This window comes from Rhodococcus sp. PvP016 (assembly GCF_017832185.1).
Classification (GTDB): Bacteria; Actinomycetota; Actinomycetes; order Mycobacteriales; family Mycobacteriaceae; genus Rhodococcoides.
The window spans coordinates 2,835,424-2,857,640 of the sequence record NZ_JAFIBH010000001.1; the positions used below are offsets into that span (position 1 = coordinate 2,835,424).

At 70.1% G+C, this 22,217-nt stretch carries 24 protein-coding genes; 22 read left to right on the forward strand and 2 right to left on the reverse strand.

From position 1 onward, the window contains the following. The first annotated feature begins 101 nt into the window (after positions 1-101). Complete coding sequence (locus JOE30_RS21685; protein ID WP_204867163.1) at positions 102-1,178, forward strand: GGDEF domain-containing protein; 1,077 nt, start codon at positions 102-104, stop codon at positions 1,176-1,178. On the opposite strand, the gene JOE30_RS13265 is transcribed toward JOE30_RS21685, so the two are convergent. Further along, positions 1,171-1,839, reverse strand: a complete 669-nt coding sequence (locus JOE30_RS13265) for an NUDIX domain-containing protein (RefSeq protein ID WP_204870368.1) — start codon at positions 1,837-1,839, stop codon at positions 1,171-1,173. The two genes, JOE30_RS21685 and JOE30_RS13265, sit on opposite strands and share 8 nt — an antisense overlap. Before the next feature lie 167 nt (positions 1,840-2,006). On the opposite strand from JOE30_RS13265, the gene nadA reads away from it, so the two are divergent. The 13 genes from nadA (at position 2,007) to hisI (ending at position 13,017) form a co-directional block, all read left to right on the forward strand. Beyond that, positions 2,007-3,044: a quinolinate synthase NadA gene (gene nadA / locus JOE30_RS13270; RefSeq protein WP_204867165.1), complete on the forward strand. Its 1,038-nt coding sequence runs from the start codon at positions 2,007-2,009 to the stop codon at positions 3,042-3,044. Continuing rightward, complete coding sequence (locus JOE30_RS13275) at positions 3,041-4,687, forward strand: L-aspartate oxidase (RefSeq protein WP_204867168.1); 1,647 nt, start codon at positions 3,041-3,043, stop codon at positions 4,685-4,687. Before nadA ends, JOE30_RS13275 begins: the two co-directional genes overlap by 4 nt. Beyond that, entirely contained in the window at positions 4,684-5,553 is an 870-nt protein-coding gene (nadC, locus tag JOE30_RS13280; protein WP_204867170.1) for a carboxylating nicotinate-nucleotide diphosphorylase, read from the forward strand. Before JOE30_RS13275 ends, nadC begins: the two co-directional genes overlap by 4 nt. A 37-nt stretch (positions 5,554-5,590) precedes the next feature. After that, positions 5,591-6,058 carry an SRPBCC family protein gene (locus tag JOE30_RS13285; RefSeq protein ID WP_204867171.1) on the forward strand — a complete coding sequence of 156 codons (468 nt, stop codon included), beginning with the start codon at positions 5,591-5,593 and terminating at the stop codon, positions 6,056-6,058. Between the two features lie 124 nt (positions 6,059-6,182). After that, positions 6,183-7,520, forward strand: a complete 1,338-nt coding sequence (hisD, locus tag JOE30_RS13290; protein WP_204867174.1) for a histidinol dehydrogenase — start codon at positions 6,183-6,185, stop codon at positions 7,518-7,520. Beyond that, on the forward strand, positions 7,517-8,653 hold the full coding sequence (locus JOE30_RS13295; RefSeq protein ID WP_204867176.1) for a histidinol-phosphate transaminase: 1,137 nt from the start codon (positions 7,517-7,519) through the stop codon (positions 8,651-8,653). The genes hisD and JOE30_RS13295 overlap by 4 nt, the downstream gene beginning before the upstream one ends. 36 nt (positions 8,654-8,689) lie before the next feature. Further along, entirely contained in the window at positions 8,690-9,307 is a 618-nt protein-coding gene (gene hisB, locus JOE30_RS13300) for an imidazoleglycerol-phosphate dehydratase HisB (protein WP_204870370.1), read from the forward strand. 59 nt (positions 9,308-9,366) lie between these two features. Beyond that, positions 9,367-10,005 carry an imidazole glycerol phosphate synthase subunit HisH gene (hisH, locus tag JOE30_RS13305; RefSeq protein ID WP_204867178.1) on the forward strand — a complete coding sequence of 213 codons (639 nt, stop codon included), beginning with the start codon at positions 9,367-9,369 and terminating at the stop codon, positions 10,003-10,005. Continuing rightward, positions 10,002-10,241: a hypothetical protein gene (locus tag JOE30_RS13310; protein WP_204867180.1), complete on the forward strand. Its 240-nt coding sequence runs from the start codon at positions 10,002-10,004 to the stop codon at positions 10,239-10,241. The genes hisH and JOE30_RS13310 overlap by 4 nt, the downstream gene beginning before the upstream one ends. Positions 10,242-10,293: 52 nt before the next feature. Further along, complete coding sequence (gene priA, locus JOE30_RS13315) at positions 10,294-11,046, forward strand: bifunctional 1-(5-phosphoribosyl)-5-((5-phosphoribosylamino)methylideneamino)imidazole-4-carboxamide isomerase/phosphoribosylanthranilate isomerase PriA (RefSeq protein ID WP_204867182.1); 753 nt, start codon at positions 10,294-10,296, stop codon at positions 11,044-11,046. Continuing rightward, positions 11,043-11,888 carry an inositol monophosphatase family protein gene (locus JOE30_RS13320; RefSeq protein ID WP_204867184.1) on the forward strand — a complete coding sequence of 282 codons (846 nt, stop codon included), beginning with the start codon at positions 11,043-11,045 and terminating at the stop codon, positions 11,886-11,888. The genes priA and JOE30_RS13320 overlap by 4 nt, the downstream gene beginning before the upstream one ends. Continuing rightward, complete coding sequence (gene hisF / locus JOE30_RS13325) at positions 11,885-12,658, forward strand: imidazole glycerol phosphate synthase subunit HisF (RefSeq protein ID WP_027506789.1); 774 nt, start codon at positions 11,885-11,887, stop codon at positions 12,656-12,658. Before JOE30_RS13320 ends, hisF begins: the two co-directional genes overlap by 4 nt. Next, positions 12,655-13,017 (forward strand): phosphoribosyl-AMP cyclohydrolase, encoded by a 363-nt coding sequence (gene hisI / locus JOE30_RS13330; protein WP_204867186.1) that lies wholly within the window; start codon positions 12,655-12,657, stop codon positions 13,015-13,017. Before hisF ends, hisI begins: the two co-directional genes overlap by 4 nt. 11 nt (positions 13,018-13,028) lie before the next feature. Here the strand turns inward: hisI and JOE30_RS13335 are convergent, their stop codons facing one another. Further along, the gene (locus JOE30_RS13335; RefSeq protein ID WP_204867188.1) at positions 13,029-13,535 is read right to left on the reverse strand and encodes a MarR family winged helix-turn-helix transcriptional regulator; all 507 of its coding nucleotides are present in this window, start codon (positions 13,533-13,535) and stop codon (positions 13,029-13,031) included. 140 nt (positions 13,536-13,675) lie between these two features. Between JOE30_RS13335 and JOE30_RS13340 the strand changes: the two genes are divergently transcribed. The 8 genes from JOE30_RS13340 (at position 13,676) to pyk (ending at position 22,158) form a co-directional block, all read left to right on the forward strand. Then, positions 13,676-15,247 (forward strand): anthranilate synthase component I, encoded by a 1,572-nt coding sequence (locus JOE30_RS13340; RefSeq protein WP_204867190.1) that lies wholly within the window; start codon positions 13,676-13,678, stop codon positions 15,245-15,247. Next, positions 15,244-15,903, forward strand: coding sequence for a TIGR02234 family membrane protein (locus JOE30_RS13345; RefSeq protein ID WP_204867191.1), 660 nt, complete (start codon positions 15,244-15,246; stop codon positions 15,901-15,903). The genes JOE30_RS13340 and JOE30_RS13345 overlap by 4 nt, the downstream gene beginning before the upstream one ends. 114 nt (positions 15,904-16,017) lie before the next feature. Further along, positions 16,018-16,827 (forward strand): indole-3-glycerol phosphate synthase TrpC, encoded by an 810-nt coding sequence (gene trpC, locus JOE30_RS13350; RefSeq protein ID WP_204867193.1) that lies wholly within the window; start codon positions 16,018-16,020, stop codon positions 16,825-16,827. A gap of 55 nt (positions 16,828-16,882) precedes the next feature. Next, complete coding sequence (gene trpB / locus JOE30_RS13355; RefSeq protein ID WP_371831671.1) at positions 16,883-18,142, forward strand: tryptophan synthase subunit beta; 1,260 nt, start codon at positions 16,883-16,885, stop codon at positions 18,140-18,142. A gap of 20 nt (positions 18,143-18,162) precedes the next feature. After that, positions 18,163-18,966 (forward strand): tryptophan synthase subunit alpha, encoded by an 804-nt coding sequence (gene trpA / locus JOE30_RS13360; RefSeq protein ID WP_056448083.1) that lies wholly within the window; start codon positions 18,163-18,165, stop codon positions 18,964-18,966. Next, positions 18,966-19,970 carry a prolipoprotein diacylglyceryl transferase gene (gene lgt / locus JOE30_RS13365; RefSeq protein WP_204870374.1) on the forward strand — a complete coding sequence of 335 codons (1,005 nt, stop codon included), beginning with the start codon at positions 18,966-18,968 and terminating at the stop codon, positions 19,968-19,970. The genes trpA and lgt overlap by 1 nt, the downstream gene beginning before the upstream one ends. Continuing rightward, positions 19,948-20,640, forward strand: a complete 693-nt coding sequence (locus tag JOE30_RS13370; RefSeq protein WP_204867195.1) for a TM2 domain-containing protein — start codon at positions 19,948-19,950, stop codon at positions 20,638-20,640. Before lgt ends, JOE30_RS13370 begins: the two co-directional genes overlap by 23 nt. Before the next feature lie 99 nt (positions 20,641-20,739). After that, positions 20,740-22,158, forward strand: a complete 1,419-nt coding sequence (gene pyk, locus JOE30_RS13375) for a pyruvate kinase (protein ID WP_027506780.1) — start codon at positions 20,740-20,742, stop codon at positions 22,156-22,158. The last annotated feature ends 59 nt before the right edge of the window (positions 22,159-22,217 follow it).

Genomic DNA, 22,217 nt, shown 5'->3' on the forward strand with positions numbered 1-22,217 from the left:
TCGGACACCGGGTTCGTCTGCTTGAATGAGCGCTCTCAGGGCGACCCACGACGGGCCGCGGGCGGGGGCCGACCTCTTCGAACGGCGAAGGTCTCCAGAACGTGGCGAACACCATTCGGCGGTGGTTGAGAAGACCCGTCGATTACGCGTGGACCGTGCACTACTTCGAGACGAACACCGCGCTCGGCTCGACCCGGGTCCTGATCGGCCTGTCCTGCCTCCTGTTCTCCGGCCTGTACGTCGTCGCCGGACTCGCCCCGCCCACCGCGCCGACGGGAGCAGCGCTCACGATCGTGCTCGTGAACGCGGTCGGAACCGCCGGCGTCGGGCTCGCGTGGATCCGGGGACCGTGGCCCTCACGCCGGATGTCGACGGCCTTCGTCGTGTACGCGGACGTCGGACTCTCCGTGGTGCTTCTCTCGCTGTCCGACCCGCTCGCCGTGCTGCCCTGCACCATCCTGTTCGGCGTGGCGAGCAGTTACGTGGCGACGTTCCACACGCCGCGGGTGTTCGCCGTCCACCATTCCCTCTCCGTGGTGGTGTGCGTCGGGTTGTTCGTCCGCGCGATCGGCTCGGAGTCCGTGCTCGGAGAGGCGCGCACCTCGCTCGCCGTCACCTACGGGTTGCTCATCGTGATGGTTCTCTTCCTCGCACCGATCTCGATCTACCGCCTGCAATTTCTGCAACGCGGCGACGTCACCGCCGCGTACGTGGATCCGCTGACCGGTCTGCGCAACCGGCGGGGGCTCACCGTCGCGGCGGGCGAACTGCTCGGCACCCGGAACGGTCTCGTCGCGGTGGTCATCGACATCGACCGCTTCAAGTCGATCAACGACCGCTTCGGGCACCACCACGGTGACCTCGTGATCCGTCGGACGGCGGACACCATCGACGAGATGTTCCCGTCTCCGTCGATCACGGCGCGCACCGGCGGAGAGGAGTTCGCCGTCGTGACCGCGTTGCCGATGGACGAGGTGCTCGACCGGGCGCGGCGGCTGCGCGGCGCCTGCGCGGCGCGGTCGGACCACGACTCGAGTCTGAGCATCGGGGTCGCTCGTGAGGAGCGTGTCGTCACCTCGCGCGACGTGGATGTGCTGCTCATCTGTGCCGATCGAGCGATGTATTCCGCCAAGGCGGACGGCGGCGATGCCGTGGTCGGCTACAGCACTCTCACGTAGGTGGTCGGAGCGCGGCGAACTCGTCGGTGACACGCAGCGCGCTGTCCCGGAAGCGGTACAGCGCCGCGGGACGTCCTCCGGACGGGCCGGGGGGAGCGGTGTGCCCGGTGGACTCGATGACACCTCGCCGGGTGAGCACCCGTTGGAGATTGGTGGTGTCGACCTGGTATCCCAGTGCTGCGCAATAGATGTCGCGCAAGGTCGACAGGCTGAACTCGACGGGTGCGAGCGCGAAGGCGATGTTGGTGTACGACAGTTTGGCCGCCAGTCTCGTGCGGGCGTGCGCCACCATCGTGCCGTGATCGAACGCGGTCTCGGGGAGCGTCGCGACCGGGTGCCACGCGGTGTCGACGGGAAGTCTCGGGTCGCCGACGATGGGGACCAGGCCGAGGAACGTCGAGGCGATGCGGCGCTCGCCGGGGACTCGCCCCGGGTCGGAGAAGACGGACAACTGTTCGAGGTGGCGTACCTCGCGCACGTCGACCTTCTCCGCCAGCTGACGGCGCGCGGAGTCGGTCAGGTTCTCGTCGTCCCGGAGGAGGCCGCCGGGGAGCGACCAGGTTCCGCGCGCCGGGGCGAGCGCGCGCTGCCACAGCAGCACGCACAGTTCGGCAGGCTGGTGGGGCTGCAGCTCGCGCACCTGGAAGACGACGGACAGCACTTCGTGCACCGGTCGGGTGGCCGGATCGGGGGCACTTCCGGTCGGTCCGTCGGCTGCGGTGCTACGATGGATCACGTTTTCGATCATAAGTCGAAAACCCCGTCGGGTCCATTCCGGCGGATCGGCACCGGCGCACGCGAGCGCTGGACGCACGCGAGGAGCACGACATGGCGACCACCACCACGCGATTCGGCGGGAACTCCGCGGTCTTCGACGGACCGACGGGCTACGCCGGCGTCGAGGCCGGCCCGGAGTGGGCCGAGGAGATCCTGCGGCTGGCGAAGGCGAAGAACGCGACGATTCTGGCGCACAACTATCAGCTTCCCGCCATCCAGGACATCGCGCACCACGTCGGCGACTCGCTCGCGCTCTCACGCATCGCCGCCGAGGCGCAGGAGGAGACCATCGTCTTCTGCGGCGTCCACTTCATGGCCGAGACGGCCAAGATCCTCGCGCCGTCCAAGACGGTTCTCATTCCCGACGAGCGGGCGGGCTGCTCTCTCGCCGACTCCATCGACGCGGCGCAGCTGCGCGAGTGGAAGGCCGAGCACCCGGACGCCGTCGTCGTGTCGTACGTGAACACCACCGCCGAGGTGAAGGGACTGACGGACATCTGCTGCACCTCGTCCAACGCGGTCGAGGTCGTGGAGTCCATCGACCCGGACCGCGAGGTGCTCTTCCTGCCCGATCAGTTCCTCGGAGCCCACGTCCGTCGGCAGACCGGTCGCACGAACATGCACATCTGGGCCGGTGAGTGCCATGTGCACGCCGGCATCAACGGCGACGAGCTGACCGCGCGGTCGCAGGCGTACCCCGACGCCGAGCTCTACGTTCACCCCGAGTGCGGCTGCGCGACGTCCGCGCTCTACCTCGCAGGCGAGGGATTCGTGCCCGAGGACCGCGTCAAGATCCTGTCCACCGGTGGCATGCTCGACGCCGCGCGCACCACGGGTGCGAAGCAGGTTCTCGTCGCCACCGAGATCGGCATGCTGCACCAGCTGCGCAAGGCGGCGCCCGGTGTCGACTTCCAGGCCGTGAACGACCGCGCGTCCTGCCCGTACATGAAGATGATCACCCCCGCGGCGCTCCTCCGGTGCCTCACGGAGGGCAAGGACGAGGTGCACGTCGACGTCGCGACCGCCGAGCGCGCACGCGCGTCCGTCGAGCGGATGATCGCCATCGGCTCGCCCGGCGGCGGCGAGTGACCACTGCTGCCGCTCCGGGCGGGAGTGTCGCTGCCGCTCCGGGCGGGAGTGTCGCTGCCGCTCCGGGCTGGGAGGCCTCGGCCGATCTCGTCGTGGTCGGCGGGGGAGTCGCCGGACTCGCCGCGGCGATCGAGGCGACCCGGTCCGGCCTGAGCGTGCTCGTGCTGAGCAAGGACGCAGTCGGCACGGCGACGCAGTACGCCCAGGGCGGCATGGCCGTCGCGATCGGCGACGACGTCGAGGCCCACGTGCGCGACACGATCGTCGCGGGCGCCGGCCTGTGCGACGAGGCCGCGGTGCGCTCGATCGTCGGGGCCGGAGCCGACGCGCTGAGTGTGCTCACCGGCATCGGTGCGCAGTTCGACACCGGCGCGGACGGCTCCCTGTCCCGCACCCGTGAGGGCGGCCACGCGGTCGGCCGCATAGTGCACGCGGGCGGCGACGCCACGGGACGCGAGATCCAGCGCGCGCTGTCGTCCGCGGCGCCCGCGACGGTGACCGGCGCGACCGTGCTCGACATCCTGGTCGGTGACCACGGTGTGGCGGGCGTGCTGGTCTCGCTCTCGCCGGACGATCTCCAGGCAAACCTCGGCGTGGTGCACGCACCCGCCGTGCTGATCGCCACCGGCGGCACCGGAATGCTGTACTCGGCCAGCACGAACCCGTCCGGCGCCACTGCCGACGGCCTCGCGCTCGCACTCCGGGCGGGCGCGGACGTGGCGGACGTCGAGTTCGTGCAGTTCCACCCGACCGTGCTGTTCCGCCCCGGCGGCCGCGGTCGGCTCCCGCTGGTCAGTGAGGCGGTCCGCGGTGAGGGCGCGCATCTCGTCGACGCCGACGGCCGCTCGATCATGGCGGGCGTGCACCCGCTGGGTGATCTCGCTCCGCGGGACGTCGTGTCTCGGGCGATCGCCGCACGGCTGGCCGACAGCGGTGCCGACCACGTCTTCCTCGACGCGCGGTCCGTGGCCGACATGGCCCGGCGTTTCCCCACCGTCACCGCGGCCTGCCTGGCTCAGGGCGTGGACCCGGCGGATCAGCCGATCCCGGTCGCCCCCGCAGCGCACTACGCGTGCGGCGGTGTCGTCACCGACGAGTACGGCCGCACCTGCGTCGCCGGGCTCTACGCCGCGGGCGAGGTGGCCCGCACGGGACTGCACGGAGCGAACCGTCTCGCGTCGAACTCGCTGCTCGAGGGCGTGGTGCTGGGGACCCGAGTGGCTCGCGTCGCCCGAGACCGGGTGTCTGTCCGCTCCCTGACGTCCGGTGATCCGAGTGTGCGACACCGGGCTCCCCGGCTCGACAGGGACGTCCTCCAGTCCGCGATGACCCGTCACGTCGGCGTCGTCCGCGACGACACAGGTCTGCACGAGGCGGCGGCGATCGTGAGAGCCGCTGTCTCACGCGAGCTCACGTCGACCCGCGACGTCGAGGACACCGCACTGACACTGCTGGCGTCCGCGACCGCTCTGGCAGCCCTCACCCGCACCGAGACGCGAGGTGCGCACACCCGCGCCGATCACCCTCGACCCGACGACGCCCAGCGCCGCAGCACCGTCTTCCGGCTGGCCGACGACGGCAGCCTCGCGATCGCGCGGAACGCCCGCAGCGCCGACCAGGTCGGCCCGATAGGAGTCTCATGACCACACCCGCCGCAGCTCTCGATCCCGTCGATCGTGACGAGATCCTCCTCGTCGTGCGCCGCGCGCTGGACGAGGACCTCCGATACGGGCCCGATGTGACGAGCCTCGCCACGGTGCCCGAGGGCGCGCGCACCCGTGCCGCGGTCGTCTCGCGGGCACACGGCGTCGTCGCGGGCCTCGACGCCGCACTGGCGGTGCTCGACGACGTGATCGGCGACCACGTCGTGCTCTCCCGGATCGCCGACGGCACCCGGGTCGAGCCGGGCGACGTGGTGCTGTCGGTGGAGGCTCCGACCAGGGCCCTGCTCACCGCGGAGCGGACGATGCTCAACATCCTCTGCCACCTGTCCGGCATCGCGACCGCGACCGCGGCGTGGGTCGACGCGGTGTCCGGCACCCGGTGCGTCGTGCGCGACAGTCGCAAGACGTTGCCCGGGCTGCGTGCATTGCAGAAGTACGCCGTGCGTGCCGGCGGCGGGCAGAACCATCGCATGGGCCTCGGCGACGCGGCACTGATCAAGGACAACCACGTGGTCGCCGCGGGCTCGGTGGTGGCGGCGCTGCGCGCCGTACGAGCCGCGGCGCCCGACATCGCGTGCGAGGTCGAGGTGGACACTCTCGAGCAGCTCGACGACGTGCTGGCCGAGGGCGTCGACCTGGTGCTGCTCGACAACTTCCCGCTGTGGCAGACGCAGATGGCGGTGCAACGTCGAGACCGAGCGGCGCCCGCGACCATGCTCGAATCGTCCGGCGGGCTGTCCCTGGACTCGGCCGCCGAGTACGCGGGCACCGGCGTGGACTTCCTGGCGGTCGGCGCGCTCACCCACTCCGTGACGGTGCTCGACCTGGGGCTCGACTTCGAGTGACGTTTCGCGTGAGCGGGATCCGGGCACAGGACGGCACATGACAACTGTGAGCACTGTGGACCGCGGCGATCGCGTCATCGCCCGCCGCGTGACCGTGAACGCCCCTGCCGACGACCTCTTCGCTCAGGTGGCGGACCCGCACCGGCACGGCGAGCTGGACGGCTCCGGAACGGTGAAGGACACGGTGAAGGGTCCGACGACGCTCTCGCGCGGGGCGAAGTTCTCCGTGGGCATGAAGCAGTTCGGCGTGCCCTACCGCATCACCAGCACCGTCACGGAGTTCACCGACACCGGGGACACCAAGGTGATCGAGTGGCAGCACCCGCTCGGCCACAAGTGGCGTTGGGAGTTCGTCGCGGTGGGCCCCTCGTCCACCGAGGTGACGGAATCGTTCGTCTACGGAACGGCGAAGATCCCGAAGATGCTCGAGGTGACCAAGCAGACGGCACAGAACGCGAACGGCATCACGAAGACGCTGGAGAAGCTGGCCGCCCGCTACTCCTGAGACCATGGTGCGGACAGGCCGGAGGGACCGGGTGGATCGTCCCGCTCGGGGCGTCGGTCGGGGCTCGAGCGATAATCGACGTGCGCCGACCGGCGCGCCCCTGCTCGACCCGAGAGGATCACCCATGACTGCCCGCACCGAGTTGCGACGCGTGGATCTACGCGGCAGCTCTCCGTCCACCGCCGAGCTGCGCGCGGTTCTCCCGCGCGGTGGAGTGGACGTGAACTCGGTGCTGCATCTGGTCACCCCGGTGGTGGAGGCGGTGCGGGAGCGCGGCGCCGACGCGGCGCTCGAGTACAGCGAGACCTTCGACCGCGTGCGTCCCGACTCCGTGCGGGTTCCGGCCGCCGAGCTCGCGAAGGCTCTGGACCAGCTCGACCCCGACGTGCGGGCGGCACTCGAGGTGTCCATCGAGCGTTCGCGCATCGTGCACGAGGATCAGCGGCGATCCGAGACCGTGACCACGGTCGTCCCCGGTGGAACGGTCACCGAGAAATGGGTCCCGGTCGAGCGAGTCGGACTGTACGTACCGGGCGGCAACGCCGTGTACCCGTCGTCGGTCGTCATGAACGTCGTCCCCGCCCAGGTCGCCGGCGTCGGAAGCCTCGTCGTCGCCTCGCCGCCGCAGGCGGACTTCGGCGGCCTCCCGCACCCCACCATCCTGGCGGCGGCAGCGTTGCTCGGCGTGGACGAGGTCTGGGCGGTCGGCGGTGCCCAGGGCGTCGCGCTGCTCACCTACGGCGGCGTGGACACCGACGGTGCGGCGCTCGAGCCCGTGGACATGATCACCGGCCCGGGCAACATCTACGTCACCGCGGCGAAGCGGTTGTGTCGTGGAGCGGTGGGCATCGACTCCGAGGCCGGTCCCACCGAGATCGCCATCCTGGCGGACCACACTGCCGACCCGGTGCACGTCGCCGCCGATCTCATCTCGCAGGCGGAACACGACGTGCTGGCGGCGAGCGTGCTCGTCACCACCTCGGTCGCCCTGGCCGACGCCGTCACGCGCGAGGTCGCCGAGCGCACGCTCACCACCAAGCACTCCGACCGTGTCGCCACGGCCCTCGCCGGTGAGCAGTCGGGCATCGTGCTGGTGGACACGGTGGCCGACGGCATCCGTACGGTCGACGCCTACGCCGCGGAACACCTCGAGATTCAGACCGAGAATGCCTCCGAGGTGGCGGGCCGCATCCGCAGCGCCGGAGCGGTGTTCGTCGGACCGTGGTCGCCGGTGAGCCTCGGCGACTACTGCGCCGGGTCCAACCACGTCCTTCCGACGGCCGGATGTGCCCGTCATTCGTCCGGGTTGTCGGTGCAGACCTTCCTGCGCGGCATCCACATCGTCGACTACTCGCGCGACGCTCTCGACGGCGTCGCGAAGCACGTAGTCGCCCTCGCGAACGCAGAGGATCTGCCGGCGCACGGTGATGCCGTCCGCGTGCGGTTCGAGAGCCGATCGTGACGGCCGCTCCCGGCGCCGGGACCGCATTGTCGGACCTGCCGCTGCGCGACTCGCTCGTCGGGAAGTCTCCCTACGGTGCGCCGCAGCTCGAGGTCCCGGTGCAGCTCAACACCAACGAGAACCCGCACCCACCGTCGGCAGCACTCGTGGAGGACGTCGCCCGCTCCGTGCGGGAGGCGGCAGCGTCGCTGCACCGTTATCCCGACCGGGACGCCGTCGCACTGCGCACGGACCTCGCCGCGTACATGGCGGCCCGTACGGGGGTGCCCGTCACCGTCGACAACCTGTGGGCCGCGAACGGATCGAACGAGATCCTGCAGCAGCTGCTGCAGGCGTTCGGGGGGCCGGGCCGCACGGCGCTGGGATTCGTGCCGTCGTACTCGATGCACCCCATCATCTCGGCGGGTACGCAGACCGAGTTCCTCGATCTGCACCGGCGTGACGACTTCTCGCTGGACGTCGACGCGGCCGTGGCCGCGATCGAGTCGATGACGCCGGACGTCGTGTTCGTCACCAGCCCCAACAACCCGACGGGACACAGTCTCTCGCTCGACGACCTCCGGCGTCTCGCCTCCGCGACCACCGGGATCCTCGTCGTCGACGAGGCGTACGGCGAGTTCTCGGCGGCGCCCAGCGCGGTCGACCTCATCGACGAGTTCCCCAGCCGCGTGGTCGTCAGCCGGACCATGAGCAAGGCGTTCGCGTTCGCGGGTGGGCGCCTCGGGTACCTGGTGGCCGCTCCGGCCGTCGTGGACGCACTGCTCCTGGTGCGGCTGCCGTACCACCTGTCGGTGCTCACGCAGGCTGCTGCGCGCGCCGCACTGCGCCATGCCGACGACACGCTGGCCTCGGTGGCCGAGTTGGCGGCCGAGCGTGATCGCGTCGTCGCCCGGCTCGCCGTCCTGGGCTACCGAGTGGTGCCCAGCAGCGCCAACTTCGTGCTGTTCGGCCTGTTCGACGACGCGCCCGCAGTGTGGTCTCGGTACCTCGACCAGGGTGTGCTCATCCGCGACGTCGGCATCGCGGGGCATCTCCGGGTCACCATCGGCACCGAGGCCGAGAACGATCGGTTCCTCGAGGTCAGCGCCGACCTGTCCGAGGACATCGTCCACTCGTCCGCCCCCGCCACCTGAACCCCCCAGCAGAGGATCCGACCAGTGAGCAGCATCATGACCCCGAACCGCATCGCGCGCATCGAGCGGACCACCAAGGAGTCGTCCATCACGGTGGAGCTGAATCTCGACGGCACCGGCATCGTCGACGTGTCCACCGGTGTGCCGTTCTTCGACCACATGCTGACCGCGCTCGGGACGCACGCAAGTTTCGACCTCACGGTGCACGCGAAGGGCGACATCGAGATCGAGGCGCACCACACCGTCGAGGACACGGCCATCGTGCTCGGTCAGGCGCTCGCGCAGGCCCTCGGTGACAAGAAGGGAATCCGCCGCTTCGGTGACGCGTTCATCCCGATGGACGAGACGCTGGCACACGCGTCGGTCGACGTGTCCGGTCGGCCGTACTGCGTGCACACCGGGGAACCGGAGCACATGCTGCACGCGGTCATCGGCGGCTACCCGGGAACCCCGTACGCCACGGTGATCAACCGCCACGTCTTCGAGTCGATCGCGTCCAACGCGCGTATCGCACTGCACGTCCGGGTGCTGTACGGACGCGACCAGCACCACATCACCGAGGCCGAGTTCAAGGCCGTCGCTCGCGCCCTGCGCGCGGCCGTCGAGCCCGATCCGCGTGTCTCGGGAGTGCCGTCGACGAAGGGAAGCTTGTGACCAGCGGGAAGGCCGGAGGCCGGCCGGAGATCGGCGGGAAGGCCGGAGGCCGGCCGGGAATGAGCAGCAAGTCCGTTGCGCTGCTGGATTACGGTTCGGGGAATCTGCACTCGGCGCAACGCGCGCTCGAGCGTGTGGGCGCCGACGTCACGGTGACCTCCGATCACCGGGTCGCGCTGCAGGCCGACGGTCTGGTCGTGCCCGGTGTCGGCGCGTTCGGTGCGTGCATGGACGGTCTGCTGTCGGTGCGCGGGGACGAGCTCGTCGACAAGCGGCTCGCGGGGGGTCGCCCCGTGCTCGGCATCTGCGTCGGCATGCAGATCATGTTCGACCGCGGCGTCGAGTTCGACGTGCCCGCCACCGGCTGCGGCCAGTGGCCCGGCACCGTGGAGAAGCTGCAGGCCGACGTGCTCCCGCACATGGGCTGGAACACGGTGCGTCCGGGCGAGGATTCGGTGCTGTTCGCGGGCATGGACCCCGACACGCGCTTCTACTTCGTGCACTCGTACGGCGTGCAGGACTGGGAGATGGCACCGAGCGAGTCGCTGGCCGCTCCGGTTCTCACGTGGGCCGATCACGGCGGCGAGTTCCTCGCGGCGGTGGAGAACGGCCCTCTCTCCGCGACACAGTTCCACCCGGAGAAGTCCGGCGACGCCGGCGCCACGCTGCTCGAGAACTGGCTCCGCACCCTCGGATGAGCGGGCCCCGCGAGTTCTCACTGGGTCGCCACACCGGGCTGGTCCTCGGTGCGGCGACCCTGATGCTCGCCGTGACCACGCTCGTCCTCTGGCTGCTGCAGCCGAGTGGTCCGGTGGGGCTGCTGGTGGTGGCCGTCGGACTCGTCGCCACGGGCGTCTGCGCGTCACTGGTGGCGAAGGCGTCCGTTCGCCGATCGTTCGGCGAGGAGCCCGACGGGTCCGAGCCGTCCGACTGACGCGCCGCCCTGCCCGGTGTCGCTGCGGATCGTGCCGGTAACCTCGTCGAACGTGAGCCTGGTACTTCTCCCCGCAGTCGATGTCGCCGATGGTCAAGCTGTTCGTCTCGTGCAGGGAGAGGCAGGCAGCGAGACCGCCTACGGCTCCCCGCGCGACGCCGCGTTGGCCTGGCAGAACGACGGCGCCGAGTGGGTGCATCTGGTGGATCTGGACGCCGCCTTCGGTCGCGGTTCGAACCGCGACCTCCTCGCGAGCGTGGTGGGGGAACTCGACGTGAAGGTCGAGCTGTCCGGTGGCATCCGCGACGACGAGAGCCTGCGGGCAGCGCTCGCGACGGGCTGCGCGCGCGTCAACCTCGGCACCGCCGCCCTCGAGGATCCGGAGTGGTGCCGCCGCGCCATCGGTGAGTACGGCGATCGTGTCGCCGTGGGACTGGACGTGCGCATCGTCGACGGTGAGCACCGCCTGCGCGGACGCGGCTGGGTGAGTGACGGCGGCGATCTGTGGGAGGTTCTGGAGCGACTCGACCGCGACGGGTGCTCGAGGTACGTGGTCACCGACGTCACGCGCGACGGCACTCTCACCGGACCCAATCTCGAACTCCTCGAACAGGTCTGCGCTGTCACCGACGCGCCGGTCATCGCGTCCGGCGGCGTGTCCACCGTCGCAGATCTGGTCGCGATCGCCACGCTGACCGACAAGGGCGTCGAGGGTTCCATCGTCGGCAAGGCCCTCTACGCCGGCCGCTTCACGCTGCCGGAGGCCCTCGCCGCCGTCGCGGACAGCGCACCGTCGGCGACGTGACCGCCGTGGACCTGGACGCTCTCGCGGCCACCGCGCGCACCCTGCTCGACGGCACCCACGAGCGGTTCGTCGCGGGCGCCGGCGCGCCCAGCGCCGTGGCCAAGGGGCCGGACGACTTCGCCACCGCCGTCGACCTCGAGCTCGAACGTCGGCTGGTCGAGGAACTGCAGGAGCAGACCCAGATCCCCGTGCACGGCGAGGAGTTCGGCGGGCCACCCGTCGAGTCCGGCACCGTGTGGGTACTCGATCCGATCGACGGGACCTTCAACTACTCGTTCGGGCTGCCCACCGCGGGCACCCTGCTGTCGCTGCTGGTCGACGGGCGCCCGGTCATCGGTCTGACGTGGCTTCCGCTGATCGGCCAACGCTTCTGGGCGGTGGACGGTGGACCCGTGCACCGGGACGGGGAGGCGCTTCCCGCGCTGCCCACCTCCGCACTCGCCTCCTCCATCGTCGGATTCGGTGCGTTCAACATCGACAGCCGCGGCCGGTTGCCCGGCGCCTACCGGGTGCAGGTGCTCTCGGACATCAGCCGCGTCTCGTCACGGATCCGCATGCACGGGTCGACCGGACTGGACCTCGCCTACACCGCGGCGGGAACACTCGGTGCGTCGATCGTGTTCGGTCACCATGCGTGGGACAACGCCGCGGGAGCGATGCTGGTCCGCGCCGGCGGCGGGATCGTCACCGATCTGGCGGGCGAGCCGTGGACGGTGACCTCGACGTCGGTGCTCGCCGCAGCCCCCGGCGTGCACGAGGAACTGCTGCAGGTGCTCGCCGGAGTCGGCGAGCCGTCCTCGTACACACCGACATCGCGCGCGCGGGAAGGAGTCCGGAGATGAGTGTCGCCGTACGCGTCATCCCGTGCCTGGACGTCGACGCGGGCCGCGTCGTCAAGGGAGTCAACTTCGCTGATCTACGCGACGCCGGTGATCCGGTCGAGCTCGCCGCGAAGTACGACGCCGAGGGCGCCGACGAGCTGACCTTCCTCGACGTCACCGCATCGTCCGGTGGGCGCGCGACGATGCTGGACGTCGTCACCCGCACCGCGGAGCAGGTGTTCATTCCCCTCACCGTCGGCGGCGGTGTCCGCACCGTGCAGGACGTGGACACGCTCCTGCGAGCGGGCGCCGACAAGGTGTCCGTCAACACGGCGGCGCTCGCTCGACCGGAGTTGTTGCGCGAGTTGAGCTCTCGATTCGGTTCGCAGTGCATCGTGCTGTCGGTCGACGCCCGGACGGTGCCCGAGGGCGAGGCGCCGACGGCGTCCGGTTGGGAGGTCACCACGCACGGCGGCCGCCGCGGTACGGGAGTCGACGCCGTGGAGTGGGCACACCGCGGGGCCGAACTCGGTGTGGGCGAGATCCTGCTCAACTCGATGGACGCGGACGGCACGAAGGCCGGCTTCGACATCGCCATGATCACCGCTGTCCGCGCGGCCGTCCGGGTCCCGGTCATCGCCAGTGGCGGCGCCGGCGCCGTCGAGCACTTCGCGCCCGCCGTGGCCGCAGGGGCCGATGCCGTTCTCGCGGCCAGCGTCTTCCACTTCGGCGAGATGACCATCGGCGACGTCAAGGGCGCACTGCGCGCGGACGGTGTGGAGGTTCGGTGAGCGCCCCGGTTCTCGACCCGGCGATCGCCGACCGTCTCAAGCGCACCGACGACGGACTGGTGTGCGCCGTCGCGCAGGAACGCGGCACCGGTGACGTGCTCATGGTCGCGTGGATGGACGACACGGCTCTGGCCATGACGCTCGCGACGCGAAAGGGCACGTACTGGTCGCGGTCGCGGCAGGAGTACTGGGTCAAGGGCGAGTCGTCCGGACACGCACAATACGTCCACGAGGTCCGCCTCGACTGCGACGGCGACACTATCCTGCTCACGGTCGATCAGACCGGCGGCGCGTGCCACACCGGTGATCACTCGTGCTTCGACGCCGACCTGTTGCTGAGCGAGCCCCCGACCGCCTGAGTACCGAGCGGTCAGCCACCGCCGTCGCGGGCGATGCCGGCGTCGAGGTTGGTGACCATGACCTCGGCGAGCGCCCGCATCGTCTCGACCTGCTCGTCGTCCAGCCCGTCGAACACGAGTGACCGCACCGTGGAGACGTGGCCGGGAGCCGTGGCGACCACCTTCGCGTACCCCTCGTCCGTGAGAACGGCGTGGGAGCCGCGGCCGCCGCTGATGCTCTCCCGCCGCGCCCATCCGGCGCGCTCGAGCTTGGTCATCACGTGCGACAGCCGGGACAGCGACGCGTTGGCGAAATCCGCGAGGTCACGCAGGCGCAGCCGTCGATCCGGAGCCTCGGACAGCGTCGCCATCACGAAGTAGTCGAAGTGCGTCAGCCCGGAGTCTCGCTGCAGCTGGGTGTCCAGCGCGGCGGGCAGCCGGGTCACGAAGGCGACCAGCACGCGCCAGGCGTCCTGCTGTGCCGGTGTGAGCCAGCGCATCTCGTCCGGCGGTGGCTCGGACGGCGGTGTCGCGGTCATCGGGTGCGCGTTCCTCTCCTCGTGCCGGATCACGACCGACCAGTTCGGTTTCCGACTCGTCGAGTGTCCCACCGCCCGTGCGACCACTGCGTTCGGCACCTCCCGAACCCGGCGGGACGGCACCCGGGAAGATGACACCCATGGATTCGCAGAAGGACCCGGCACCCGGACGTGCGTCGACCGCGCTCGGCGGCGACGGAACCACCACGCGGGAGCAGTTCCGCCACTTGGCCGCCGTCCATCGCGTGGTCCCCGTCGTACGCAAGGTCCTCGCGGACTCCGAGACTCCGCTGTCGGCGTACCGCAAGCTCGCCGGTGACCGGCCCGGCACGTTCCTGCTCGAATCGGCCGAGAACGGGCGGTCCTGGTCCCGATGGTCGTTCATCGGTGCGGGCAGCCCCAGTGCGCTCACGGTCGTGGACGGCGAGGCCGCGTGGATGGGGGAGACGCCGGCGGGTGCCCCGTCGGGTGGCCATCCGCTGGACGCACTCGGGGCCACCATCGAGCTGCTCCGCTCCGAACGGTTGCCGGACCTGCCCCCGCTGACCGGCGGGATGGTGGGGTATCTCGGCTACGACGCAGTGCGCCACATCGAGCGGCTGCCCGAACTCACCGAGGACGATCTGCAGATCCCCGAGATGGTGATGCTCCTCGCGACCGATCTGGCGGCGGTGGACCACCACGAGGGTGCGATCACCCTCATCGCCAACGCGGTGAACTGGAACGGCACCGACGAGCGGGTCGACGAGGCGTACGACGACGCGGTGGCACGGCTCGACCGCATGACCCTCGCACTGTCGTCCGCCGCGGAGTCCACGGTGGCATCCTTCTCGCGACCCGAGCCGCAGTTCCGGCGCCAGCGCACCTCCGAGGGGTTCGGCGCCGACGTGCACCGCCTGGTCGAGGAGATCGAGGCGGGCGAGGCGTTCCAGGTGGTGCTGTCCCAGCGTTTCGAGATGGAGACCACCGCGTCTCCGCTGGACGTCTATCGCATGCTCCGACGCTCCAATCCGAGCCCGTACATGTACCTGATGCACGTCCCCGGCGCGGACGGCGAGACCGCGTTCTCGATCGTCGGGTCGAGCCCCGAGTCCCTCGTGACGGTCGCCGACGGTGTCGCGACGACGCACCCGATCGCCGGGACCCGGTGGCGCGGCGACACCGAGGAGGACGACCTGTTGCTCGAGAAGGACCTCCTCGTGGACGAGAAGGAGAACTCCGAGCACCTCATGCTGGTGGACCTCGGGCGCAACGATCTCGGACGGGTCTGCGAGCCGGGCACGGTCAAGGTCACCGAGTACCGCCACGTCGAGCGCTACAGCCACGTCATGCACCTGGTGTCGACGGTGACGGGTCGGCTCGACGAGGGCAGGCACGCACTCGACGCCGTCCGCGCCTGCTTCCCGGCGGGCACGCTGTCGGGTGCTCCCAAGGTGCGGGCGATGGAGCTCATCGAGGAACTCGAACCGACGCGCCGCGGCGTCTACGGCGGCATCGTCGGGTACCTCGACTTCGACGGGGACGCCGACACGGCGATCTGCATCCGCTCCGCCCTCATCAAGAACGGCACCGCGTACGTCCAAGCGGGTGCCGGCGTGGTGGCCGACTCGGTCGCCGAGTACGAGGACACCGAGGCGCGAAACAAGGCGATGGCAGTGCTCAGCGCAGTGGCCGCGGCGGAGACGGTGACTACCGTCGGCGGCGTCGAGTGAAGCGCGGGGGCGTCGGTCTCGCCGCGCTGCTCCTGGCTCTCGCGGCGCTGGCACTCTGGGCGTCGTCGCGAATGACCTGGGTCCGGGTGGTCAGCTCGGACGGGCTGGGGGAGCAGCAGACGTCCTCGCTCGTGGGGGGTACGTGGGCCGCGGCGACCACACCCTTGGCCATCGCGGCCATCGCTGCGGTGGCGGCACTGTTCGCGATCCGCGGACGGTGGACGGTGCTGCTCGCGGTCCTCGTCGCGCTCGTCGGAGTCGGAGCCGCGGTTCCCGCAGTGCAGTTGATCGTCTCGGGCGTGGATCCGGAGCGCGCCGGCGCGCTGGCGGAACTGCCCGGTCGTGCCGAGGTCCTCTCGGCGGAGGCGAGCCGCGCGCCCGCCGCACTCGCACTCCTCGGTGGTCTGCTCGCGCTCGCCGCGGCCGTCGTGGTCGCGCGCACGTCCCGATCCAAGGCCGGCCTGTCGGCCCGGTACGACAGCCCCGCGGTGCGCCGTGAGCGCGCCGAACAGGACGTTCGGTCTGCCGCCGTGGACGCGGACGAGGAACCGAGCGAGCGGGCCATCTGGGACGCGCTGGACTCCGGCGCCGACCCGACCGCGACCGACGACGCACGCGGTGCCGACGGCCGACCCCGCGGCGGTGAGACCCGCTAGTCGGTGGTGTTCCTCCGGCCTCTACGCTGAGCGCACCGGATGAGCAGCGCCACACATCCACTGCGATGTCGAGCAGACATTCACCACTCTGGCGGAAGGACGCGGGGGACACCGATGACCGTTCTCGATTCGATCCTCGACGGTGTACGGGCCGATACGCAGGCCCGTGAATCCGTGGTGGACTTCGCCTCCGTCAAGAAGGCCGCCGCCGCCGCGCGGCCCGCTCTCGACGCCGCCGCCGCGCTCATCGAGCCGGGCATCGCGGTCATCGCAGAGGTCAAGCGCGCCAGCCCGTCCAAGGGTGCGCTGGCCGACATTCCGGACCCCGCCGTGCTGGCGGGTGCCTACGAGTCCGGCGGAGCGCGCGTCATCAGCGTGCTCACCGAGGAGCGCCGCTTCCGCGGATCGCTGGACGATCTCGACGCCGTGCGTCGTGCCGTCGAGATCCCCGTGCTGCGCAAGGACTTCATCGTGGGGCCGTACCAGATCCACGAGGCTCGCGCCCACGGCGCCGACATGGTGCTGCTGATCGTCGCCGCCCTGGAACAGGACGCCCTCGCGTCCCTGCTCGACCGCACCGAGTCGCTCGGAATGACCCCGCTGGTCGAGGTGCACACCGAGGAAGAGGCGGACCGCGCCCTCGAGGCCGGCGCCAAGGTCATCGGCGTCAACGCCCGCAACCTCAAGACACTCGAGGTCGATCCGGACACCTTCTCCCGCATCGCGCCCGGACTGCCGTCGGACATCATCCGGGTCGCCGAGTCCGGTGTCCGCGGCACCGCCGATCTCCTGGCCTACGCCGGAGCAGGTGCCGACGCGGTTCTCGTCGGTGAGGGACTGGTCACCAGCGGTGATCCGCGGTCCGCCGTGCGTGACCTGGTCGCGGCCGGAACGCACCCCTCCTGCCCGAAGCCTGCGCGCTGATTTCAGGCTCCACCCGGCTCGTCGTCCCGGTGTGTCATCGGGCAGACTCGACACCGTGACTACCAGCTATCTTCCGAACTCGAGCGACGGCATCACCGATCGCACCGATCACGACCCCGACCTCGGCGGACACTTCGGTAAGTACGGCGGCCGCTACGTGCCCGAGGCGCTGATGGGCGTCATCGAGGAAGTCACCACCGAGTACGCCAAGGCGCGGGGCGATCGAGACTTCCTCGACGAGCTCGATCGCCTGCAGCGCGACTACACCGGTCGCCCGTCACCGATCTTCGAGGCGGCGAATCTGTCGAAGCAGGCCGGTGGGGCCCGCATCTTCCTCAAGCGCGAGGACCTCAACCACACCGGTTCGCACAAGATCAACAACGTGTTGGGCCAGGTGCTGCTCGCCAAGCGGATGGGCAAGACCCGCGTCATCGCCGAGACCGGCGCCGGCCAGCACGGCGTCGCCACGGCCACGGCCTGTGCGCTGCTCGGCCTCGAGTGCCTCGTCTACATGGGCGAGGTGGACACCGAGCGTCAGGCCCTCAACGTCGCCCGGATGAAGCTCCTCGGTTCCGACGTCGTCGCCGTGACGTCCGGCTCGCGCACTCTCAAGGACGCCATCAACGAGGCGCTGCGCGACTGGGTGACCAACGCGGACGAGACCTACTACTGCTTCGGCACCGTCGCCGGACCGCACCCGTTCCCCATGATGGTCCGCGATTTCCAGCGCATCATCGGCATGGAGGCGCGCGCGCAGATGCTGCACGATCACGGTCGGCTGCCCGACGCCATCGCCGCGTGCGTCGGCGGTGGGTCCAACGCCATCGGCATCTTCCATGCCTTCATCGACGATGCGGACGTCCGGCTCATCGGGTACGAGGCTGCCGGCGACGGCATCGAGACGGGTCGCCACGCCGCGACCATCGGTGCGGGCACGCCCGGCGCCCTCCACGGCGCTTTCTCGTACCTGCTGCAGGACGAGGACGGGCAGACCGTCGACTCGCACTCCATCTCCGCCGGGCTCGACTACCCGGGCGTAGGACCGGAGCACTCGTACCTCAACGACATCGGGCGAGCCGAGTACCGGCCCATCACCGACACGGAGGCCATGGAGGCCTTCACGCTGCTGTGCAAGACCGAGGGCATCATCCCGGCCATCGAGTCCGCGCACGCCATCGCGGGTGCCGTGAAGCTGGGCCGTGAACTCGGTGACGGCGCCATGATCCTGGTCAATCTCTCCGGCCGCGGAGACAAGGACGTCGACACCGCCGCGAAGTGGTTCGGCATCCTGGACGAGAAGGGCAACGTGACGTGAGCACCCCCACCCCCATCCCGGTGCACTCCGGTCCGTCGCGGTTGGGCCCGGTCTTCGACCACACCCGCGGTGAGCACCGCGCAGCCCTCGTCGGGTACCTGCCCGCCGGGTTCCCGACGGTGCCCGAGTCGATCGACGCCGTGCGCGCCCTCGTCGACAGCGGCTGCGACATCATCGAAGTCGGCGTCCCGTACTCCGATCCCGTCATGGACGGTCCCACCATCGCGGCGGCCGCAGGGCGCGCCCTGGCCAACGGCGCCCGCGTCCGCGACGTCTTCACCGTGGTCGAGGCCATCGCCGACGCCGGTGGCAAGGCCGTCGTCATGACGTACTGGAACCCGGTCATGAAGTACGGCGTGACCGAGTTCGCCGCGAATCTCGCGTCGGCGGGCGGCCTCGGCATGATCACGCCGGACCTGATTCCCGACGAGGCCGGCGATTGGCTCGGCGCCTCCGAGGAGCACGGGCTCGATCGCATCTTCCTCGTCGCACCGTCGTCGACGGAGGAGCGTCTCTCCCGCACCGTGCAGTCGAGCAGCGGTTTCGTCTACGCCGCGTCGACCATGGGCGTGACGGGTGCCCGCGACGCGGTGTCCTCCGCCGCGCCCGCGCTGGTGTCCCGCATCCGTGTGCACTCCGACATCCCCATCGGCATCGGCCTCGGGGTGCGCTCCGGTGCCCAGGCCGCGGAGATCGCCGCGTACGCCGACGCCGTCATCGTCGGATCCGCGCTCGTCTCCGCCGTCGACCAGGGCGTCGGCGCCGTGTCCGCGCTCACCGCCGAACTGGCCGAGGGCGTGCGGTCGGCGAAGGCCGCGTCGTGATGCTCGCGGCGAACACCGCCGTGCTCGCGTACATCCCGAGTCCGCCGCAGGGTGTCTGGTACGTCGGGCCGCTCGCTCTGCGGGCGTACGCCTTCTTCATCATCGTCGGCATCGTCGTCGCGATCGTGTGGGGTGATCGCCGCTGGGTCGCCCGTGGCGGCGACAAGGGGACCGTCCTCGACGTCGCCGTGTGGGCCGTGCCGTTCGGTCTCATCGGCGGCCGGGTCTACCACGTCATCACCGACGCGCCGACGTACTTCGGCGAGGGTGGCAATCCGATCGACGCCCTCAAGATCTGGCAGGGCGGTCTCGGCATCTGGGGCGCCGTCTTCCTGGGTGGCGTCGGCGCGTGGATCGCCTGCCGGCGACGCGGGATACCGCTCCCGGCCTTCGGTGACGCCGTCGCGCCGGGCATCCTCCTGGCGCAGGCCATCGGCCGCATCGGCAACTACTTCAACCAGGAGCTCTACGGACGCGACACCACGCTGCCGTGGGGCCTCGAGATCTACGAGCGCGTCGACGCCAACGGTCGAGTCGACTCCCTCGCCGGCGTCTCCACCGGCATCGTCGAGCGGGTCGTGCATCCGACGTTCCTCTACGAACTGCTGTGGAACGTCGTCGTCGTGGTGCTCCTGGTGCTGGTCGACCGCCGCTTCCGCCTCGGACACGGCCGCATCTTCGCCCTGTACGTCGCAGGCTACTGCGCCGGACGCTTCGTCATCGAGCTGATGCGCAGCGACTTCGCGACGCTCATCGGCGGCATCCGCGTCAACTCGTTCACCTCCGGCATCGTCTTCCTGCTGGCACTGGCGTACGTCGTCCTCGCGCCCAAGGGTCGTGAGGAACCGGCCATGCTGCGCACGCGGACCGACGAGGACGAGCCCGCCGGCGCACCGACGGACGAGGCGGACGCTCCCGCGAAGGACGAGGATAGATCCACCGACGAGGTGACCACCCCGACGACGAGTGAGGACGAGGGACGTGACCGATCCGGACAAGCCTGACCTGACGAAGAAGTCGACCGGCTCGGACCCCGTGGGGTCCGACGACGTCACCGGGAGCACTCCCGGTCCGGGGTGGAACACCAACGCCAGTTTCGGCGAGGGTCCGGGTTCCGGCGCCTACCCGTCCTACCCGTCGCCCGGGACGTACCCGGAACCGTCTGCCGGTGACACGGCTGCCTTCGGCTACCCCGTGGGCGAGTACGGCTCCTGGAATCGCGAGCCCGAGTCGACGGACTGGTCTGCACGGCCGGCCGCGGACACTCCGTACTCGCAGCCCCAGTACGGACAGCCCCAGTACGGACAGCCCCAGTACGGTCAGTCACCGTTCCCGGGCGGCTACGGCGTCGATCCGATGGCGCCGTTCGGTCGGGACCTGGCGACGGGCGAACCGTTCGGCGACAAGTCGAAGGTGACGGCAGGCGTTCTCCAGTTGGCCCCGTTGCTCTTCGGTCTACCGCTGGGCATCGGCCGGTTCTACATCGGCTCGACGGTTCTCGGCGTGGCGCAGCTCGTGTCGTTCATCGTGAGCGTCCTGCTGACCGTGACGATCATCGGTGCGCTCATCGGCATCCCGCTCTACGCGGCGGTGTGGCTGTGGTGCCTCGTCGACGGCATTGTCATGCTCGTGAGCAAGGTCCGCGACGGGAACGGCCGACTTCTCAAACCCTGAACGACCTCCCGGTTAACTACTGGCCAGTAGCCCAATTGTCAGGACATAGAGCGGCGTCGTCGATAGGAATCGGGTCCCGCGGGGACTAGGCTTGCGCCCGTGACCCGACGGACGAAGATCGTATGCACCCTGGGACCGGCGACTGCCACCGACGAGAGAATCAAGGAACTCGTCGAGAGCGGAATGGATGTGGCTCGGCTGAATTTCAGCCACGGCGACTACCCCGACCACGAGGCGAACTACAAGCGGGTGCGTGCGGCGTCGAACGCCACCGGGAAGGCCGTGGGCATCCTCGCCGACCTGCAGGGTCCGAAGATCCGGCTCGGCCGGTTCAAGGAGGGCAAGACCACCTGGGCCAACGGTGAGCTGATCCGCATCACGGTCGAGGAGTGCGAGGGCACGCACGATCGGGTCTCCACCACCTACAAGGAACTCGCACAGGACGCCAAGGAAGGCGATCGCCTCCTCGTCGACGACGGCAAGGTCGGCCTGGTCGTCACCGGTGTCGAGGGCAATGACGTCCTCTGCCGCGTGACCGAGGGCGGCCCCGTCAGCAACAACAAGGGCGTGTCCCTCCCCGGCATGGACGTGTCGGTTCCCGCCATGTCGGACAAGGACACCGAGGATCTCGAGTTCGCTCTGGCTCTGGGAGTCGACTTCATCGCCCTGTCGTTCGTGCGGTCGCCGGCCGACGTCGAGCTGGTGCACGCGATCATGGACCGGGTGGGCCGCCGCGTCCCCGTCATCGCCAAGATCGAGAAGCCGGAAGCGGTCGACAACCTCGAGGCCATCGTCCTCGCGTTCGACGCGGTGATGGTCGCGCGTGGTGATCTCGGTGTCGAGCTCCCGCTCGAGCAGGTTCCGCTGGTGCAGAAGCGCGCCATCCAGATCGCGCGCGCCAACGCCAAGCCCGTCATCGTCGCCACGCAGATGCTCGAGTCGATGATCGAGAACTCGCGCCCCACCCGCGCGGAGGCGTCCGACGTCGCGAACGCGGTGCTCGACGGCACCGACGCCGTCATGCTGTCCGGCGAGACCTCCGTCGGCAAGTTCGTCATGGAGACGGTGCGCACGATGGCACGCATCGTGGAGACCGTCGAGATGGAGGGCGACGCGGTTCCTGCTCTCACCCACACTCCGCGCACCAAGCGCGGCGTCATCTCCTACGCAGCTCGCGACATCGGGGAGCGGCTGGACGCACGGGCGCTCGTCGCCTTCACGCAGTCCGGTGACACCGTGCGGCGCATGGCACGTCTGCACTCGCGGCTGCCGCTGCTGGCGTTCACGTCCATCCCCGAGGTGCGCAGTCAGCTCGCTCTGACCTGGGGAACCGAGACGTTCCTGGTGCCGTTCGTCGACACCACCGACGGCATGGTGCGCGAGGTCGACAAGTCGTTGCTCGAGCTCGACCGCTATCACCGCGGCGACCAGGTCGTGATCGTCGCCGGTGCGCCTCCCGGCACTGTAGGCTCCACCAACTTGATCCACGTGCACCGAATCGGAGAAGAGGACCGGTAAGTGACCGAACTGGGGGGAACGGTCGACAGACCGGAATCGGCGCGTCGGGGGGACGCGCC

What these genes read in the sequence shown, in the direction of transcription:
- nadA (WP_204867165.1), top strand. Translation starts at nt 2,007, where the DNA reads ATGGCGACCACCACCACGCGATTCGGCGGGAACTCCGCGGTCTTCGAC.
- nadC (WP_204867170.1), top strand. Translation starts at nt 4,684, where the DNA reads ATGACCACACCCGCCGCAGCTCTCGATCCCGTCGATCGTGACGAGATC.
- JOE30_RS13285 (WP_204867171.1), top strand. Translation starts at nt 5,591, where the DNA reads ATGACAACTGTGAGCACTGTGGACCGCGGCGATCGCGTCATCGCCCGC.
- hisD (WP_204867174.1), top strand. Translation starts at nt 6,183, where the DNA reads ATGACTGCCCGCACCGAGTTGCGACGCGTGGATCTACGCGGCAGCTCT.
- hisB (WP_204870370.1), top strand. Translation starts at nt 8,690, where the DNA reads ATGACCCCGAACCGCATCGCGCGCATCGAGCGGACCACCAAGGAGTCG.
- hisH (WP_204867178.1), top strand. Translation starts at nt 9,367, where the DNA reads ATGAGCAGCAAGTCCGTTGCGCTGCTGGATTACGGTTCGGGGAATCTG.
- JOE30_RS13310 (WP_204867180.1), top strand. Translation starts at nt 10,002, where the DNA reads ATGAGCGGGCCCCGCGAGTTCTCACTGGGTCGCCACACCGGGCTGGTC.
- hisF (WP_027506789.1), top strand. Translation starts at nt 11,885, where the DNA reads ATGAGTGTCGCCGTACGCGTCATCCCGTGCCTGGACGTCGACGCGGGC.
- JOE30_RS13335 (WP_204867188.1), bottom strand. Translation starts at nt 13,535, where the DNA reads ATGACCGCGACACCGCCGTCCGAGCCACCGCCGGACGAGATGCGCTGG.
- JOE30_RS13340 (WP_204867190.1), top strand. Translation starts at nt 13,676, where the DNA reads ATGGATTCGCAGAAGGACCCGGCACCCGGACGTGCGTCGACCGCGCTC.
- trpC (WP_204867193.1), top strand. Translation starts at nt 16,018, where the DNA reads ATGACCGTTCTCGATTCGATCCTCGACGGTGTACGGGCCGATACGCAG.
- lgt (WP_204870374.1), top strand. Translation starts at nt 18,966, where the DNA reads ATGCTCGCGGCGAACACCGCCGTGCTCGCGTACATCCCGAGTCCGCCG.